The sequence below is a fragment of the Kiritimatiellia bacterium genome (genome assembly GCA_028715905.1).
Lineage (GTDB): Bacteria > Verrucomicrobiota > Kiritimatiellia > JAAZAB01 > JAAZAB01 > JAQUQV01.
Genome location: JAQUQV010000008.1, coordinates 37,088 through 55,127, shown reverse-complemented (window position 1 = coordinate 55,127; position 18,040 = coordinate 37,088). Strand labels below are relative to the sequence as shown.

Here is an 18,040-nt window from a genome sequence, read left to right as displayed (position 1 = left end):
CAGGAGTACCGGAATACTCCGACCTGGCCACGGGCAATTATGGCGGGCTTTATGATCTATCAAAATAAGGGCCAAGATGATAAAGCGCTGGCCGCATTGAAGGACGTTCATCGGCGTTTCCCGGACACGGAGTGGGGAAAACGGGCATATTATCATCAGGGTGAATTTTTGTATGCAAAGGGGCAAAAGAAGGAATCGCAAAAGATATTTGCAGCGTGTCAAAAGAAATACACAGACACCTGGCTGGCCCGCGGCGCCAGCCAGTATCTGGAAAAGATCAAGGCTGGCGAAAAATAGTCTTGAAAACAATTCAGAAAATGAATAATAATACAACCATGGCATACCGGAAACCATTCGTGGCTGGGAACTGGAAAATGAACAACACGGCCGCCGAATCAATCGCGCTGGCGAAAGACGTCGTCCGCCTGCTGGCAAACATCAAGGGCGTTGACGTTGTGCTCTGTCCGCCCTTCACCGCGCTGGCCGCCGTCGGGGGCGTCATCTCGGGAACAAACATCGGGCTCGGCGCCCAGAACATGCACTGGGAAAAGAGGGGGGCATTTACCGGAGAAGTTTCGGCGGCCATGCTGCGGGACATGTACTGCCATTATGTCATTCTCGGCCACAGCGAGCGGCGGGCGCTGTTCGGCGAAACCGATGAAATCGTCAACCGCAAGCTCAAAGCCGCCCTGCAGGCCAACCTGCATCCCATTGTCTGCCTCGGGGAAACGCTGGAACAACGCCAGGCCGGCAAGATGGAAGAGACAATCCGGAAACAGTTTCAAACGAGCCTGCGGGACCTGGATGCGGCCGGATTCAACAATCTGATTATAGCCTACGAGCCGGTCTGGGCCATCGGCACCGGCATGACCGCCACCCCCCAGCAGGCGCAGGAAGTTCACCAGCTCATCCGCCGGCTTGCCCTGTCGCAGGCCGATGAAAAAACAGTCGCATCCATCCGCATTCTGTACGGCGGCAGCGTCAAGCCGGCCAACGCCGCGGAGCTCTTCTCCCAGCCGGACATTGACGGCGGGCTGATCGGCGGCGCCGCGCTGGAAGCGGAAGCGTTCGCCGCAATCGTCAACGCCGCCCTGCCGCAGGAAATCTGACACCGGAGAAAAACATCATGCTTGCCTTTAAAATACTCCTGATCGCCGTTGAAACAATCTGCAGTTTTCTGATCATCGCTTTGATTCTGCTGCAAAAATCCAAGAGCGAGGGGCTCGGCATGGCTTTCGGCGCCGAGATGGGCGAATCAATTTTCGGCGCCCGCGCCAGCAACGTGCTCGTCAAAGCCACCATCTGGTTGGGAACGATTTTTATTCTGAACACCGTTGTCCTGGCAATGATTTATTCCCGGGCGCCCCGCCATTCCATGCTTGAGGCCGCCCCGCTGCCGGCGCCGGTTGAAATGCCAGCCCCCGTTTCCCAAAGCCCGGCCATGCCGGCCGCACCGGTATTACCACCCAACGCGGCGCCAACGCAGGCCGCGCCGTAAACTGTTCGCATTTTTGCCTCGTGAAGCGTACTCCGCATTTCACAAACCGGCCGCAAAAGGCCGCCGCGCCGGTAACGGCGCGCGCAGCGGCCTTGGTTTTTATCATTTTTGTATTTCTGGTTATTCTTTCCCCGGCCGCCGATAAGGGTTCCGCGGAAAATCCCAACACCCTCTACGGCTCCGCCGTCCGCATCCGCGGGTTTGATCCGGTTACGGCCGGAGACGTGGCCGCTTCGCTGGCGATCAGCCGGGTTTACGAAGGCCTGCTGCAATACGCCTACCTTGCGCGCCCCTACCGGGTTGAGCCGTGCCTCTGTGAAAAAATGCCCGATGTTTCCCCCGACGGACTGACTTATACCTTCGCTATAAGGAAAGGCGTTTTTTTCCAGGACGATCCCTGTTTCGCCGCCGGCGGCAAGGGCCGCGAGCTTACGGCCGAAGATTTCGTCTATTCAATCAAGCGCGTCGCGGATATGAAGACCGGCGCAACCGGTTATTGGGCCTTTCACGAGCGCATCGCCGGTTTGGATGAATTCCGCGCCGCATCCGCGGGCGAAAATCCGACCGATTACGACCGGGCGGTTGAAGGACTGGCCGCCGTTGACCGCTACACGCTGCGTTTCCGCCTGAAACGCCCCTACCCCCAACTGCTCTGGATTCTTACCATGCACTATTCCTTTGCCGTGCCGCGCGAGGCGGTTGAATATTACGGCCGCGAATTTGTCAACCACCCGGTCGGCACCGGACCTTACCGCCTCAAGTCGTGGACCAGGAATTACCGCATTGAATTTGTGCGCAATCCGAAATGGGCGGAAACCGGAAGGAGGGAGCGCTATCCGGACGAAGGCGCCGCGGGGGACGCCGCGGCGGGACTGCTGGCCGACGCCGGCCAGCCGATTCCCTTCATTGACCGAATCGTCCAGTACGTCGTCGGCGATTCAACCACCTTATGGTTTATGTTTCTGAAGGGAGAGATTGAGTCTTCCGGCATTTCGCGCGACAACTGGGACGCGGTGATCACCTCGGAAAAAACTCTGAAAAACGAGCTGGCCGGCTTGGGCATTCAAATGTTCAGCACGCCCGTCATGGAAACATATTATATCGGATTCAACATGGACGACCCGGTCGTCGGAGCAAACAAGCCGCTGCGCCAGGCCTTGTCCTGCGCGTTTAACACCGAAGAATATGTCCGTTTTTACAATCACCGGGTCATCCGCGCCGCCGGCCCGGTGCCGCCGGGCATTGCCGGTTTTGAAAATCAGTCCTCCCCCTACCCGTTCAATCCGGATCGTGCCCGCGAACTGCTCGCCCGGGCCGGTTATCCCGGCGGCAAGGACCCGGCCACCGGCCGGCGCCTGAAATTGAGCTTGGATATCGGCAACCCGAACGACCCGGAAATAAGGGCCGCCGTGGAATTATTTTCGGCCTTCATGGAAAAAATCGGCGTGCAGATCGTTCCGGTTTACAACAACTGGCCGACTTTCCTGGCGCGGATTGAACGCCGCCAGGCCCAGATGTTCCGCCTGGGCTGGGTGGCCGATTATCCGGACGCCGAGAATTTCCTCCAGCTTTTTTACAGTCCGAACCATTCGCCCGGACCAAATCATTGCAATTACCGCAACCGGGAATTTGACGCGCTCTATGAAAAAGCGCGCGTCATGTCCGATTGCCCGGGGCGCACCCGGCTCTATCAGCAGATGGCCGCGATTGTCGCGGAGGATTGCCCCTGGATATTTGAACAGCATCCGCTCGCCTACGGCCTGCACCACGGCTGGCTCAAAAATTACAAACCACACGATTTCCCCTACGGCATGAACAAATACCACGCCGTTGATTACAAGGCGCGCGAACGATGGCAAAAGGAACGCGGCGCGGAATAAGCGCGCAAGCGAGGAATATTTTTGTCGCCGGCAAAAAGGACGGTTTTATTTTTCAGCCCGGAATGAAGTTTTCCCGCCCCGACATCGCCGCAATGGTTCCGGCAATAAGGGCCACGGACGCTTCAAGGTCATTCAGCGAAACCACTTCCACGGAAGTGTGCATGTAACGGTTCGGGATGCTGACCAGCGCCGTGGCGCTGCCGCCGCGCGCAAGCTGGATGGCGTTGGCGTCGGTGCCGGTCGCCCGCGGCTCGGCCTGCATCTGATATTTGATCCTCTTTTCCCGGGCGGTATCGCAAAGCATTTTGCCCAGGACCGGGTTGATGTTCGCGCCCGTGTGCAGAATGGGACCCTTGCCAAGAGATATTTCGCCGGTTTTTTTCGGCTCACCCGCCGGAAAATCGGAGGCAAACCCCACGTCCACGGCTATGCCGGCGTCGGGCTTGACGGAATACGCGCTGGTAACGGCGCCGCGCAGACCGACTTCCTCCTGGACGGTTGAAACGGCATAGACGGCCACCTTGATTTTTTTGCCGGAAAGGGCGCGCAAGACCTCGGTTACCACCCAGGCGCCGGCGCGGTCGTCAAAAGCGCGCGAGGACACAAGGTTATTGCGCAGTTCAATAAAATCCGGGACAACGACGACCGGGTCGCCGACGGCCACAACCTTGAGGGCGTCCTTCTTGTCTTTGGCGCCGATATCAATCCAGAGATCGCTCACCTTGATTTCCTTGCCGCGGTCCGCCTGGTCCATGAGATGAATCGGTTTGCGGCCCACCACCCCGCGCACCGCGCCTTTGGAGGCCAGCACGCAAACCCGCTGGCTGACCAGCACCGCCGGATCAAAGCCGCCGATGGCCGCGAAGTAGAGATACCCGCTGTTGTCAATGTGCGTGACCATGAGCCCTATTTCGTCAACGTGGCCGGCCAGCATGATTTTCATGGGGGCCTTCTCGTTCAAAACCCCGATGAGGTTGCCGTGCACGTCGGTAGTTACCCGGTCGGCGAAAGATTTCATGCGCTGGCGGACGATTTTCTGGGCCGGCACTTCAAAACCGGACGGCGAAGGCTGCTGCATGAGTGTTTTCAAGAACGAATAGGAATCCCTGTTCATCAACGTATCCTCCTCTTGATTATTGCGTTAATTTTGACTTTGGAATCGGCGCTCTCATCAATGCCATGCCCGGGGCTTTACAGGACATCGGCGAAATGCGGCCTTAACTTGCGGAAAACGAGCCGGCCCAGCGCCAGCGTTAAAAGCGTGAACAGCCAGAAATAAACCGTCGCGCGCCAGCCCGCGGCAAACGGCGCGCTGAAAAGGAGGCTGTTCCGATAACCCTCCACCACGTAGACCAGCGGATTGAGGCGGAGGATTTTCACCAGCAGGGAATGCCCCTGGAGAGGGAACATGGCGAAATCCCAGAAAACCGGCGTCAGCCAGAAACCGAATTGGAGCGCGATATTGACAATGTGCCCGATATCCCGCAGAAAAACATTGAGCGCGGCGGTAACGTAGCTTAAGCCGGCCAGCAGCATGGCGGCGGAAAAAAGATAATAAAACACCGCCAGCCAGTTCCAGGAAACAGGCACGCGGCCGGCAATCAGAACCACGGCGACAATCAGCAGAAAGACGAAATGCACCGCCAGGGCCGCGGCAATTTTCATCAGGGGCAGGAAAAACAGCCTGAAATTGACTTTTTTGACGAGGAAAGCGTATTCATAAAAAACATTCGCGGCCTGGTTCAACGCTTCCGAAAAAAACGACCAGGCGCTCATGCCCGCCAGCAGCCAGACGATGAAGGGAACGCCGCGCACGGCGGGCGCCCGGAGCGCGATGCCGACCACGCACCACAGGATGATTGTCATCACGAACGGCTGGATAAAGGCCCAGACGAATCCGAGCGTGGAACCCAGGCAGCGGTTGCGCAAATCGTGCGCCGTAAGACGCAGAAGAAGATCGGCCCCCGTCAACACATCCCTTAAATGTCTCATAAACAACAAGCAGACTTCACCATGATCCGTTTTTTTTATACGCGCAATACCAATTGACAAAACGGGGAATCCCCTCGGAGAGGGCGGTCTTCGGCCGGAATCCAAGGTCGCGCCGCGCCTTGCCGATATCCGCGTAGGTCTCTTTCACGTCGCCGGGCTGGAGCGGGAGCAATTCCATCCGCGGCTTGATTCCCAGGCAATCTGAAATTATTCTGATAAAGTCCTTGAGTTTTTCCGAGCGGTGATTGCCCAGGTTGTACACTTCGTTTCGGGGCAGATTTTTTCCAAAGAGCGCGGCGCGGATGCCGCTGACCACGTCGTCCACGTAAGTAAAATCGCGGCGCATACGGCCGCGGTTGAAAACCCTGATTTTTTTCCCGCGCAGGATGGCCTCGGTAAACAGCCAGACGGCCATGTCGGGGCGGCCCCACGGCCCGTAGACCGTAAAAATCCGCAGGCCGATCGTCTGCATGCCGTAGAGATGGCTGTAGGCATGGGCGGCCAGCTCGTTGAATTTCTTCGTGGCCGCGTAGAGACTGATCGGCTTGTCAACGGGATCGCTTTCGCGGAACGGCAGGCGCCGGATGCCGGCATAGACGCTGGAACTGGAGGCGTATACCAGGCGCTTAACGCCGAAGCGCCGGCCGGCTTCAAGCACATTCACAAACCCCTCGTTGTTGGACTTCTGGTAGATGAACGGATTGACCAGGGAATAGCGCACGCCGGCCTGCGCGGCCAGATGGCAAATTGCGTCAAACTTTTCCTCCCGGAAAAGCCTTGCCAGACGGCGAAAATCGCATAAATCGCATTTTACTCCGGAAAAACCGGCGCGCCGGCGCAGGAGCGCGTCCCGCGCGCGTTTCAGCGCCACCGCGTAATAATCGTTGAAATTATCCAGGCCAACGACCTCATGGCCTTCATCGAGCAGACGGGAAGCGGTATGGAATCCGATAAAACCGGCGGACCCGGTAACAAGAATTTTCATTTGCGGGCCAATATATTCCTTATCAGTACCTTTGACAAGCATGAAAACAAACGTTAAACTTCCCCTCCTGAAATTGCCGCCAAAACGCACATGAAGAATTGAAGTTAAAAACATGATCACGTTTATCGGCGCTTTTTTCTGGCTGTTGGCAATCGCCGCTGTTTTCCGCCTTCTGCAAATCAGCCGCCGCGCGGCGCGTTTTCAATGGCCGGAAATTTTAATACTGCTTTTCCTGGCCGGCCTGCTTCTTTTCCGTCCGCACGAAGACATATTCGGCGGCGAAGATCCCGGCTCTTACGTCAATTCCGGTCTGACCTACAACCGCCAGCGGCAGTTCTTTTACGTTGACGAACTGCTTTCAAAAGTGCCGCCGGAAGTCCGTTCCGTCTTTTATTACGGCCATGCGGGTTACGGCAAAACCAAGGACGCGTGCCTCTGGGTCCGCGACGCCTCAACCGCGACAATCGGTCCGCACTTTCAGCCCGCTTATCCGCTGATGATCGCCTTTGTTTCGCGCTGCGGCCCGGATTCATGGGCGCTGTTCGTGGCGCCGCTCTTTGCCGTTTTCACCGCCCTGGCCCTGCGCACCCTGGCTCTGCAGACGCTTCCCTGCCGCTGGGCGGGCCTGGTCGTGTTCATGGCGTATATTTGCAACCCCCTGACCGTCTGGCACGGGCGCTGCGCGCGGCCGGAAATAATCGCCGCCTTCATGTTTTTTGCCGGCTGCGCCTTAACACTCCAGGCCTGGCAGGGCCGCCGCTGGAAAAACGCGGCGGACATTCTGCTCGGCGCCCTCTGCATCGGCGCCGCGCCTTTTTTCCACATCACGGCCTGGGCGCTCGTTATTCCGGCGGCGCTGGCGGCCGCAATCGCGGTTGTCTTCAAAGGCCGGGACGATTTCCTGCCCTGGCTGGCCATTATCATCCTGGCGCTCGCCGCCTTTTACGCGCAGGCAAAATATGTTACCGATTATTACAAGGTAAAACGTTTTCTGGATATCGTCTTCCTGCGGCCGGAATTAATCGCCGGCGGGTTCGGACTGCTGGCGGCCGCGGCCATCGCGGTAAAACAACTGCGGCGAAAATCCGCGCGCCCGGAAATTTCGCCGCCGGAAACGGTTTCGTTGTTTTTAAGCGCCGCGCTTTTTGCCGGCCTGGCCGCTTTTCTGGCAAGCCTTGTTTTTTTCCGCCAGATATACGGCGATTTGCCGGTCCTCGGGCGTCCGGTGAAAAACTATCTTTATCTGACGGATTTCCGCGTTGTGGCCAACATGCTTTCCATGCCCGTCATGTTGTTGATCCCGGCCGGCCTGGCGGCCTGGCTGACGGGCCGGGCCGATAAACGCCCTTACCGGATAATTCTGGCTCTGGTATTGTTTCCGGCGGTCATGTTGACCGGCAACATCCACGATTTCATGATGACGCGTTACCTGATGGTGGCCTTCATTCCCGCGTCCGCCCTCCTGCTGGCGGCGCTGCTTACTCTGCCTTTGCCGCCGCGGAACGGATTATGGGCGGCTATTTTACTCACGGCAATCCTTTGCGTTCTTGCCCTCAACAAACGGACCCACCTGGTTACAACCGTCGAACACAGGGGATTCTGCCGTTTCCTGAGACCATACGCCGAGGCTGTCAAGGCGCGGCAGGGAATATTGTTGTGTGAATATTCGCGGATTGCGGCGCCGCTGGAGCACTTCTTCGGCATACCGGCACTGGGGCTTGACAATGAACGCCGCGATAACTACGAGATGGCCGAACAGGCCTGGGCGGAGATTGTGCGCTCCATGCCGGACCGGCCGGCATTTTTCGCCACCCCGTGGGGGGAGAACGCGCCTTTGAGCCCGTATTTTCTGTTTGAGCCGGTTTATCAGGCCGCGTTTCATGATTGCCGTCTTGAGCAGGCCCGCCGGAGCCTGCCGGTGAAAGTCGGGAAATCGGAACTGAACCTGCGCTTATTCAAAATGCATTTAAAAACCGCGCCGCCCCCGGCCGGTATTTCCTCTTCCAACGCGGTTATAATCTCGTTTGACCCCGGCAACATGGGCCTGCGCCATTTCGCCAACGTGCGCCATGAGCCGTTTCAAGGCCAAAGCGTTGCCCCGCAGGCGGTCATTTCCGCCGGGTTGGATCTGCCGAAAAAAGTCCGGGAAAACGCCGCGGCGCTTATGGATTGGCCGTCGCAACCGGCGATTAAGGCGCGCTGGGCGCGCGCGCGCGCCCAGGTATTGCTTCCCGCCCCGCGCGCCGCGGCCGCGCTCCTGCTGATCCATCTCAAGGCGCCGGACCCGGACAACTCCGGTTATATTTCGCTGCAGCTTGCCTGGGACGATAAAAAGCTGGGGCCGCCGCGTAAAGTCAGTTCCGGAGAATGGCAATGGCAGGCATGGCGACTGCCGCCGCTGCCCGCCGATTTTCCCGGCGACGCCGCATGGCTGACGCTGGAAACGCATCCGGCCTGGAACCCCGGAAAACATAATTTTCCACCCGACCTCGGCGTGCTCATCAGCCGGATTGTCTCCCTGCCGGTTCAATGAGCCGCCCGAAAATCAACCGCATTTTTGAAACGTTTGCCGTCATTGACACCGCGCCCCGTTCATGTTATTAACTTTAATTGAGGAACGAAGAGGAAAAATTATGACCAAAGCGCCTTTTGCCGCTCTTGAGATAGGGACTTCCAAGGTCTGCGCACTGGTGGGAGAACCCCGCGAGGACGGCAATATCATGATCACCGGCATGGGCAACTGCCTGTCCTGCGGCGTGCGCAAAGGCATCATTGTGGACCTGGAAAAGGCGGCGGCCTGCGTCCAGACCGCCGTCCAGGAAGCCGAGACAACCGGCGCGGTTGAAATAAGGCAGATCTACCTGATCGTCAACGGGGAACATATCCGCGGCTCCGACAATCAGGGCAGCGTTCCGGTGTTTGATTCTGTGCGCGGCATCAGCGCCGATGATATTGACGATGTTACCGACATCGCGCGGACAATCAACCTTCCGCACGAAAACGAATCGCTCCATACCATCCCCCAGACCTATGCGGCTGACGGCCAGAACGGCATCATTAACCCGCTGGGCATGCACAGCAGCCGCCTTTCACTCAACATGCTGATCGTGCACGGCTCGCGCAACATCCTGAACAATACGATTCAGGCGGCGCGCAACGTGGGCCTGGAAGTCATGGATATTGCCTTCAGCGGACTGTGCTCGGCGCTGGCCACACTGACGCCGGAACAGAAGGAATGCGGCGTGGCGCTGATTGACATCGGCGGCGGCACCACCAATTACGTCGTTTACGCCGAAAACGCTATCGCCGCCGTCGGCGTCATTGCCGTGGGCGGCGACCATGTCACCAACGATATCGCGCAGGGGTTCACGATTTCCATCCGGCGCGCCGAAGCGCTGAAACAGGAATCCGGCGCCGCGGTTGTTGCCCCCTCCGACCGTTCCCGGCACATAACCATTCCGCTGGAAGTCGGCTTCCCCGCCTGCTCGGTAACCGCCGGCGATTTGAACGCCATCATCAACGCCCGCATGGATGAAACCTTTCAGATTATCAGGAATGAATTGGAGCGCAAGGCGCTGCTCCCGGAACTCGGCGCCGGGCTGATCCTGACCGGCGGCGCCTCCCGCCTGAAGGGAACGGAAGCGCTCGCCGAAAAAGTCTTCGGCGTTTCCTGTGTTACCGGCCGTCCGCGCCGCTTCAGCGGCATCTCTTCGGCGCACGACGGCCCGGAATACGCCGCGCCGCTGGGGATGATCCGTTACGCGATCCGCGGCGCGGTCCGGCAGGCGGAAGAAACATTATCGCTGGGAGGTCTGATCAAAAGATGGTTCGCGGGCCAGGCTTAATCGGCGCGCGTTATGGCGGGCAGGCAGTTCGGCGCAACAAGGCGGCGCTTAATTTTTTATATGTGAACCTATGAACGACTTCGCTTCATTATCCGGCAGTTCAGCGGACCTCTTGATCGTCGGAATCGGCAATGGCGGCTGTAACGCGGTCCAGACCATGGCGCGGGAATGGCCGGACGGACCGAAAATGATCGGCATCAACACCGACGAACGGGCGCTGGCCGGGCTGACGGGAATTGAATGCGTCCCTATCGGCGCAAAAACCATGAAAGGACTGGGAACCGGCGGCGACCCGCGTATTGCGCGGCAGGCGGCCGAAGCGGACATTGAAAAACTGCGCCCCCTCTTCAATAACGTCAAAATCGCCATATTCGCCGCCGGGCTCGGCGGCGGAACCGGCTCCGGCGTCGCGCCGCTCTTGATTGACGAGGCGAAAAGGGCGGGAGCGCTGACATTATGTTTCGCCATGCTGCCCTTTGAATTTGAAGGGCCAAGACGGAAAGAACAGGCCGAACGCGGATTGCAGTCCATCCGGGACGCGGCCGACGGCGTCATCTGCCTGCCGAGCCAGCGCCTCACGGCGCTGATTGACGACAAAGCCAATATCCGTGAAGCTTTCCGCCGCGCGGAAAAAATGCTGGCCGGAGGAATCCGCGAGCTCTGGCGGGTGCTTAACCGCAGTTCCATTATTAACTTTGATTTCGCCGATTTGCGCGCCTTCCTGCGGAACAGCAGCGGCAACTGTGTTTTCTGCTGCGCGGAAGGCGACGGCGAACAAAGAATCGCGACGGTGATTGACAATATTAAAAAAAACGTCCTTTTGAACAACTGCCGCTCTTTGGCCGACGCCGATTCCTTTATCATCTGCATCAGCGGCGGCCCCGATCTTTCCATCAACGAGGTGAACAAGGTGGTGAACGGCATCCTGGCCCTCGGCGGCCGCCAGGCTTTCACCATGGCCGGCGTGGGCTGTGAGCCGGAATGGCGCGAAAAAATTCATGTCGCCATTCTCGCGGCGGAAAAAGCGCCGCCAGCCGCCGGACATGCGAACACCGAAAATGAACGCGCCCGCCAGAATACCAAGGCGGAACCGCCCGGGAAACACGCCGGCCCCGGCCAAGCCGACCTGATTCAGGCCGGATTGTTTGACGCCGTTGAACAGGGACGCTTCAAGGGAGTCAGCCCGACTATTGTTAACGGCAGCAACCTGGACATTCCGACTTTTATCCGCCGGCGGATAAGCATTCAAAAAGCCAGAATCGCCGGAATTTGACCGGAAGACTTACGCAAATCAATGTTTCGCCCGGCGCGGGCGCAGAGAAAAGAAAATAGGAAATCGGGTCGCAGGCGGACCCGTTTTCCGGGACTTTAACCATAATTTATTCCGGATACCGCTTTATATGCAGCTCACCATCATCATTCCGGCCCATAATGAAGAACAGCGTCTGCCTAAAATGCTTGATGAATACCTGCCTTTCTTTGCGCGCGCCTATGGAGCCGATTTTGAAGTGCTGGTCGTGATTAACGGTTCCTCCGACCAAACCGCCGTCATTGCCGGAAAATACGCGGAAAAATTCGCGCAACTGAAATATGTTGTTGAAACCAGGCCGATCGGCAAGGGCGGCGCCATCATGCTCGGAATCGCGCGCGCCAAAGGGGATCTGGTCGGTTTTACGGATGCGGACGGCTCCACGCCGCCGGCCGCATTTCAGAAGCTGGTTGAACGCATCGGCCGGGCCGACGCGATTATCGCTTCCCGCTGGATCAGGGGCGCGCAAGTGCGCCCCCGCCAGCCGTGGAAACGCCGTATGGCCTCGCGCCTTTTCAACGGCATGGTCCGCCTGCTCTTCGGCCTGAGATTCTCGGACACCCAGTGCGGCGCCAAACTGATGAAGCGCGGCGCCGCCCTGCGCATTCTGCCGGAACTGGGCATCACGCGCTGGGCCTTTGACGTTGACCTGCTCTTCCAACTGCGCCGCGCCGGTTTTCAGACCGTTGAAATTCCATCGGTCTGGCACGACGTGGCCGGCTCGCGCCTGAAAATTATCAGGGCTTCGCTGGAAATGTTCGCCGCGCTGGCGCGGTTGCGCCTTTTATATTCGCCTTTCAAAAACATTGTGGCGTTCTATGACCGTTATTTCGCGCGCTTTTTTAACGCGTAACCTCCCATTATGAACCTTAAAGACAAGGCCGTTCTCATCACCGGCGCCGGCGTGCGCGTCGGCCGCGGCCTGGCCGAGGCGTTGGCCGCCGAAGGATGCCGGCTCGCCCTGCATTGCAACCGCTCCGCGCGCAAGGCGGAAGCGCTGGCCGATAAACTGCAAAGCGGCGGCGGCCGCGCCGCGGTGCTAAAATGCGATCTGCGCAAACCGCGGGCGGGAGAAATTATGATAAAAAGGGCTCTTCATGCCCTGGGCCGGCTGGACGCAATCATCAATAACGCCGCCGTGTTCAACAGGGAAAAACTGGCCGGCGGGACGGAAAAACACATCCGCGGGACGCTGGAAATAAACCTGCTGGCGCCGGTCCTGTTGACCCGCGCTTTCGCCGGCATAATCGGGAGGGGGAAAATAATCAACATCCTTGACCGGCGCGTTTCCGGTTTTGAGCCGGGCCTGGCCGCCTACCTGCTTTCCAAAAAAGCCCTCGCCGATTTCACCGGCATTGCCGCGCTTGAACTGGCGCCTGACATCGCCGTCAACGGCGTGGCCCCGGGACCGGTGCTGGCCCAGATGAAAGGCAAGGCGCGCGAAAAAGCCGGTAAAATCCCCCTCAACCGGCGCCCGACAATCGCCGACCTCGCCGCGGCGGTAATCTTTCTCCTGAAATCCGACGCCATCACCGGCGAAATAATTTTTGTTGACGGCGGCCAGCACTTGCTGGGTAATATGAGCGGATAGCGGGATTCGCGAAGCGTCGTTCGTATGAATCAGGCCCGTGAAGCAATGCGAAGCGCATGCTTCAGGGCAACTTTAAGCAAAGAATGACTATGCATCAACCTGACACGATTCATATCCGCGGTCTTCGGCTGAAATGCCATATCGGCGTTACGGAAAAAGAACGCGGCAAAAAACAGAACATAACCGCGGATATTACCCTGCGATGCGATTTGCGCGCCGCCGGAGGCTCCGACCGGCTTGAAGACACCGTTGATTATTCCGCGCTGGCCGGGAAACTATTGGCGCTGGCCGCCGGCGAAGAATTTTGCCTCCTGGAAGCGCTGGCGCGGCGCATCGCGGAAGTCTGCCTGGCCGAAAGAAAAATCAGCAAAGTTACCGTGAAAATCGCTAAAAAAAATGTTCTCCCGCAGGCTTGTTCGGCTGAAATAGAAATAACGCGGAAAAACCCGCATCACCCCCGTTAAATGCTCCAAAACCTGCAAATAAAAAACCTGGCGCTGGTGGAATCGGCGCGGATTGATTTCTCATCCGGCCTCAACGCGGTTACCGGCGAAACCGGCGCCGGCAAGTCAATCATTATCGGAGCCCTGAGCCTCCTCCTGGGCGAAAGGGCGGACAAAGACATCATCCGCGCGGGAACGGAACAGTGCTCCATCACGGCCGTCTTCAATTTGCCAGACCCCGGGGAAATTGACCGCCTCCTGCAGGAACGCGGCCTGCCACCCTGCTCCGACGGGATGCTTGTCCTGCGCCGGATAGTCTCCGCCGGCGGCGCGGGAAAGCAATTTGTCAACGACAGCCCGGCCACCCTCCAGACGCTGAAACTGCTCGGCGACCTGCTCGTGGACATGCACGGGCCGCACGACCACCAGTCGCTGCTCAAACCCGATTTCCAGATGAGCTTGCTGGACGCTTTTGCCCGCAACGAGAAAACACTGGCCGCTTACCGGTCATCTTTTGAAGAATACTGCGGTCTCCTGGAACAAAAACAGGCCCTGCAGGCGGACGGCGACAACGCCCCGCGCGAGATGGATATGCTCGCCTTCCAGATCCGGGAACTGGAACAGGCGAAACTTGACGAGAATGAGGAAACCGCAATCGCCGCCGAGCATCAAACTCTGGGCAACGCCGACCGGATCATCCGGCTGGCCGCCGACATGCAGAACGCACTCCATGAGTCCGACCGGAACGCCTTTGACCTGCTGGCCGCGGCCCAGCAGGCCGCCGGCGAGCTCGCCGGCATTCTGCCAATCGCCGCCGAATGGCAGCGGGAAATAAGAGAGATCGCCGGCCGGATCCAGGAAACGGCCAGAAATATTTCTTCCGTCTCCCGGAAAATTGAGGCGGATTCAGCGCGCCTGCAAAGTTTGGATGAGCGCATCGCCCTCTATCAGAAATTGAAAAATAAATACGGCATTTCAACGGCCGATCTGAAAAACATGCTCGTAAAAGCAAAGGGACGCCTGGCCGATCTGCAGAACAACGCCGAAAAACTAGCGCAAATTGACGCCCGGATAAAAGAAAGCCGCGATCAGCTTGAAAAAAAAGGACGCGATCTCAGAAAAAAACGGATGGAAGCGGCCAAGCGCCTGGCCGGGGCGATCCAGGCCGAGCTGAAAGATTTGGCTTTCACCCACGCCTTGTTTTCCGCGCGGTTTGAAGAGGTTGAGCCGCAGTTTTCCGGCCTGGACAGGATTGAATTCGTTTTTTCGCCCAACAAGGGGGAAGCCGAAAAATCACTGCGCCAGATCGCCTCCAGCGGCGAAATGTCGCGCGTCATGCTGGCCCTGAAAACCATCCTGGCGGAACAGGACCGCGTTCCCGTATTGGTTTTTGACGAGATTGACGAAAACGTCGGCGGACAGACCGCGCAAACCGTCGGGCGAAAACTGGCCGAGCTGGCCGGGCGCCGCCAGGTTATCTGCATCACGCACCTGCCGCAGGTGGCGGTCCACGGACGCGTTCAATTTGCCGTCCGCAAGAGAATCACCGGCGGCCGCACCGTAAGCAATGTCCTCCCGCTAAACCAGGAGGAACGGGTTGAAGAGATTGCGAGAATGCTGGGCGGCAAGGATATCACCAGCGTGACCCTCCGGCATGCGCAGGAAATGCTTGAAAGAAAACGCGCGTAGACAAATCCGGCCCGTCCTGCGCCGTTGTTCTCATCATTTCCGCCAGAGGCTCCGCCGCCCGCGGCGGGAAGAGGGCGCGGAACTTTTCCCTGTAAAACTTTCTTTTTTTGATGGTTCCGGTAAGATTCCGCATATGCCTGACGGATTCAAGCTGGCAGGCCAAGTCAAACTCTTGATTTTTTACCCGCAATTCCGGCTTGCTGAAACAATTGAACTGGTTATTATCGCCGAATTTTATCCCATCCACTTCAAAACTGTATGGCCAGCTGATGCAAACCACCGGATACTGGAGGTCAAAAGAGTCACGGTCGCGGTTCCAGAGTTTGCGTAGGATATTGCGCTGTTCGGCAATAAGTTTCCAGGGGGTTTCCGGTATGTTGAATTGTTTTGATTGACCTGACAGATTCATTGATTTTGCCTTTCATGTAATAACAAGCCATTCTCACCCACCCGCGCAAGCATTGAGCGGAACATCTTTTCCTCAATATCCAGATTGAAGCCGCTGCCCGTAACCGAACGGAAGCAGGGCAAAATATCCGGCAACCCGATGGCTATGCCGGGCAAAACATTGTGCCGGTTGGAGGCGAGAATCATTTACGCATCGCTCTGGCCTGGTCAAAACACGCCGGTAATTTTTCTTCAGCCGTCAAAAGAATAAGCCGGGAGGTTAAGGCGTTATCCAGTTCTATTTCAATGCCTTCCTGCATGAGTTTAAAACCTTTTTCCTCGGCAAAAAGACCGCCCGGCTCGAATCGGAGCCGGTAATCAAGCGCGGGATTCAAACCGCGGAATTTAAAGCGATAAACATTTCCTTCGGCGTTAACCAGCCGGAAAACCGCCGCAACCGCCCGGAGTTGGTCGCGTGAAACGTATTCCAGCGCGCACCAACCCCGTCCATCCCCGCCAGAAATAACCGGTGTGTGATGATAAACCTTTGCCTGCCGGTGAAATGGCCGGATAAAATCCTTGTAAATGCCAACATATTTTTTCACGCACTCCATGAGCGCGGGATTGGCTTCGGCCAGGGACGGCGTCAGCCCGGATAAGGCCGGATGACCGAGGATAACGACCTGCATGACAGTCTCCATGTTCCCCCGCTCGCTGGCATTGCCGCACGAGCCAAACAAACGGTTTACATATTCCGGCGGCAATGACATAGTCATGCCGTTGAGAATACGCACAGCGCGCGGCATTCTCATCCAGTCGGAAACCCACGTCGTGGTAAACCGGCTCATTATACCAACGTCCGTGCGGCCGCCGCCGCTGGAACAGTTTTCCAAGAGGAGGCCGGGGAAACGGACGGAAAGCCGGTCAAAAATGCCGTAGACGGCTTCCACGTGGCGCCAGAGTGTGTTTTCATAATGTCCGTCAACCAGGTTGAATCCGCCTTCCCTGGCGTCCAAGTTGTAGTCCAGGCGGAACAAATCAAGTTTGTATCTTTCAACAAGCCGAATTACTTCGGATTCAACATAATCCCTGACCGCCGGCTTGCTCAAATCCAATATCCGCTCAACCGATTTTCCATAGCGCATGATGAACCAATCCGGATGTTCGGCGGCAATCTTTGATTTTTTGCCCGCGCTCTCAACTTCGGCCCAGAGTCCGCATTTCAAGCCTTTCTTGCGGGCATAATCAAAAACTGGAAAGAGATCGTTGGGAAGCCGGTTCCCCGCCTGCCAGTTTCCGGTTGTCTCAAACCATGAAGTTTCCTTGTCGCCATACCAGCCGGCATCCACGATAAACAACTCCGCCCCGGCTTCCGCGGCAATATCTATTTCCCGTAAAAGTTTTCCCTCGCTTATTTTATGTTCAATGTAACCCCAGTGATTGTAAATGACCGGCTGGGGCGTTTCGGCGCCTTTCTTCAGCACAAAAGTCCGCAAATACGAGTGGAGAGATTGAATCGCGGAATCAAAACTTTCATGGTTAAGTCCAAAATGAACTTCGGGAGCGGCGATTGTTTCGCCGGGCGCGATAAGCCGCATGGGAGACGGAGCGACGGGCGCTGCTGAAAACCCCAGCCTTGTGCCACCCTCATAATGCGAATGAAAAGTCATGCGCCAGTTGGCCGACCAGCCCAGCTGGCATACAAAATATCCGCCGTATATATTGTTCCGAAGAACCGCAAAGGGACTATTGTGTCCGCTCCGGCCGTGCGTGGATCCGGTTGATATCTCCGTATTGGCGGGTAAATCTTGCCATTCAAAATTGCCCTCGTTAGCCCATGTAACATCCTTGAAATATCCGGCCGAATAAGGCGATAGCCTTCGGTCGTTCAGGTTGTCTTCCAGATTGTCTTTCATTGGCCAGAGAATACCGCACAAGGGCACAATGGACGTCAGCCCCAGGGTCTTGTCCTTGGAAGTATTGGTTAGCTCAAGCCGCCTGCTGAAAAAACCATGGCCGCAGGCGCAGGTGATAATTTTCAACGACAGAGGCTTGATGCTGTGTTTCAGGGTAAGTGTTCCCTGAACCCCGCCGTTTGAAATTCCGCTCGATTCAAACGCGATAAATTCCCATCCGAAATAAAGCGCGTCGCCGTCAACAACCAGGTCAAAAGCCGGTTGACAGACTTGCTCATCACATTCATGGATCGGAGCGCCGTTATCCTGGTAAGCCGCGCATAAAAGCCGCCCATCCACAAAACGCTCGGTATAAATCGCGCAATCCGATCCATAATGCCATCCGGGTTTCTCACAGGGGAGCGAGGTGATATAATTATTCGTCTTGCCCGATTCACGGGCGCCGCTGGAAACCGCTTTTTGATTTTTGGCCTTATTTTTGCCTGACTTTGCGTTCATGGTTTTC

The 18,040-nt window shown here is 57.4% G+C and carries 16 protein-coding genes; 11 read left to right on the top strand and 5 right to left on the bottom strand.

Annotated elements, in window-relative coordinates; all coding sequences use genetic code 11:
- The 4 genes from PHP98_03155 to PHP98_03140 all read left to right on the top strand — a co-directional run.
- The coding region (locus PHP98_03155; protein MDD5482638.1) for a tetratricopeptide repeat protein at positions 1-297 on the top strand (297 nt) is incomplete at its 5' end.
- Between the two features lie 20 nt (positions 298-317).
- Positions 318-1,109 (top strand): triose-phosphate isomerase, encoded by a 792-nt coding sequence (tpiA, locus tag PHP98_03150; protein ID MDD5482637.1) that lies wholly within the window; start codon positions 318-320, stop codon positions 1,107-1,109.
- A 17-nt stretch (positions 1,110-1,126) separates the two neighbouring features.
- Positions 1,127-1,498 carry a preprotein translocase subunit SecG gene (secG, locus tag PHP98_03145; protein ID MDD5482636.1) on the top strand — a complete coding sequence of 124 codons (372 nt, stop codon included), beginning with the start codon at positions 1,127-1,129 and terminating at the stop codon, positions 1,496-1,498.
- 20 nt (positions 1,499-1,518) lie between these two features.
- Entirely contained in the window at positions 1,519-3,378 is a 1,860-nt protein-coding gene (locus PHP98_03140; protein ID MDD5482635.1) for an ABC transporter substrate-binding protein, read from the top strand.
- 52 nt (positions 3,379-3,430) lie between these two features.
- Here the strand turns inward: PHP98_03140 and PHP98_03135 are convergent, their stop codons facing one another.
- From PHP98_03135 to PHP98_03125, 3 genes are all read right to left on the bottom strand, one after another.
- A complete protein-coding gene (locus tag PHP98_03135; protein MDD5482634.1) occupies positions 3,431-4,492 on the bottom strand; it encodes a M42 family metallopeptidase in 1,062 nt (353 codons plus the stop codon).
- Between the two features lie 77 nt (positions 4,493-4,569).
- Entirely contained in the window at positions 4,570-5,370 is an 801-nt protein-coding gene (locus PHP98_03130) for an ABC transporter permease (GenBank protein ID MDD5482633.1), read from the bottom strand.
- 16 nt (positions 5,371-5,386) lie between these two features.
- A complete protein-coding gene (locus PHP98_03125) occupies positions 5,387-6,355 on the bottom strand; it encodes a GDP-mannose 4,6-dehydratase (protein MDD5482632.1) in 969 nt (322 codons plus the stop codon).
- A gap of 112 nt (positions 6,356-6,467) precedes the next feature.
- Between PHP98_03125 and PHP98_03120 the strand changes: the two genes are divergently transcribed.
- From PHP98_03120 to recN, 7 genes are all read left to right on the top strand, one after another.
- Positions 6,468-8,888, top strand: a complete 2,421-nt coding sequence (locus tag PHP98_03120; protein ID MDD5482631.1) for a hypothetical protein — start codon at positions 6,468-6,470, stop codon at positions 8,886-8,888.
- 100 nt (positions 8,889-8,988) lie between these two features.
- On the top strand, positions 8,989-10,200 hold the full coding sequence (gene ftsA / locus PHP98_03115; protein MDD5482630.1) for a cell division protein FtsA: 1,212 nt from the start codon (positions 8,989-8,991) through the stop codon (positions 10,198-10,200).
- Positions 10,201-10,270: 70 nt separating this feature from the next.
- The gene (locus PHP98_03110) at positions 10,271-11,473 is read left to right on the top strand and encodes a cell division protein FtsZ (protein MDD5482629.1); all 1,203 of its coding nucleotides are present in this window, start codon (positions 10,271-10,273) and stop codon (positions 11,471-11,473) included.
- A 127-nt stretch (positions 11,474-11,600) separates the two neighbouring features.
- A complete protein-coding gene (locus PHP98_03105) occupies positions 11,601-12,362 on the top strand; it encodes a glycosyltransferase family 2 protein (protein ID MDD5482628.1) in 762 nt (253 codons plus the stop codon).
- A gap of 9 nt (positions 12,363-12,371) precedes the next feature.
- A complete protein-coding gene (locus tag PHP98_03100) occupies positions 12,372-13,100 on the top strand; it encodes an SDR family oxidoreductase (protein MDD5482627.1) in 729 nt (242 codons plus the stop codon).
- Positions 13,101-13,189: 89 nt separating this feature from the next.
- Positions 13,190-13,564: a dihydroneopterin aldolase gene (gene folB / locus PHP98_03095; GenBank protein ID MDD5482626.1), complete on the top strand. Its 375-nt coding sequence runs from the start codon at positions 13,190-13,192 to the stop codon at positions 13,562-13,564.
- Positions 13,565-15,232, top strand: a complete 1,668-nt coding sequence (gene recN / locus PHP98_03090) for a DNA repair protein RecN (GenBank protein MDD5482625.1) — start codon at positions 13,565-13,567, stop codon at positions 15,230-15,232.
- Here the strand turns inward: recN and PHP98_03085 are convergent.
- Together PHP98_03085 and PHP98_03080 are read right to left on the bottom strand one after the other, a co-directional pair.
- Positions 15,177-15,641 carry a hypothetical protein gene (locus tag PHP98_03085; GenBank protein ID MDD5482624.1) on the bottom strand — a complete coding sequence of 155 codons (465 nt, stop codon included), beginning with the start codon at positions 15,639-15,641 and terminating at the stop codon, positions 15,177-15,179. The two genes, recN and PHP98_03085, sit on opposite strands and share 56 nt — an antisense overlap.
- A 181-nt stretch (positions 15,642-15,822) precedes the next feature.
- Positions 15,823-18,033: an alpha-galactosidase gene (locus tag PHP98_03080; GenBank protein ID MDD5482623.1), complete on the bottom strand. Its 2,211-nt coding sequence runs from the start codon at positions 18,031-18,033 to the stop codon at positions 15,823-15,825.
- Positions 18,034-18,040: the final 7 nt, after the last annotated feature.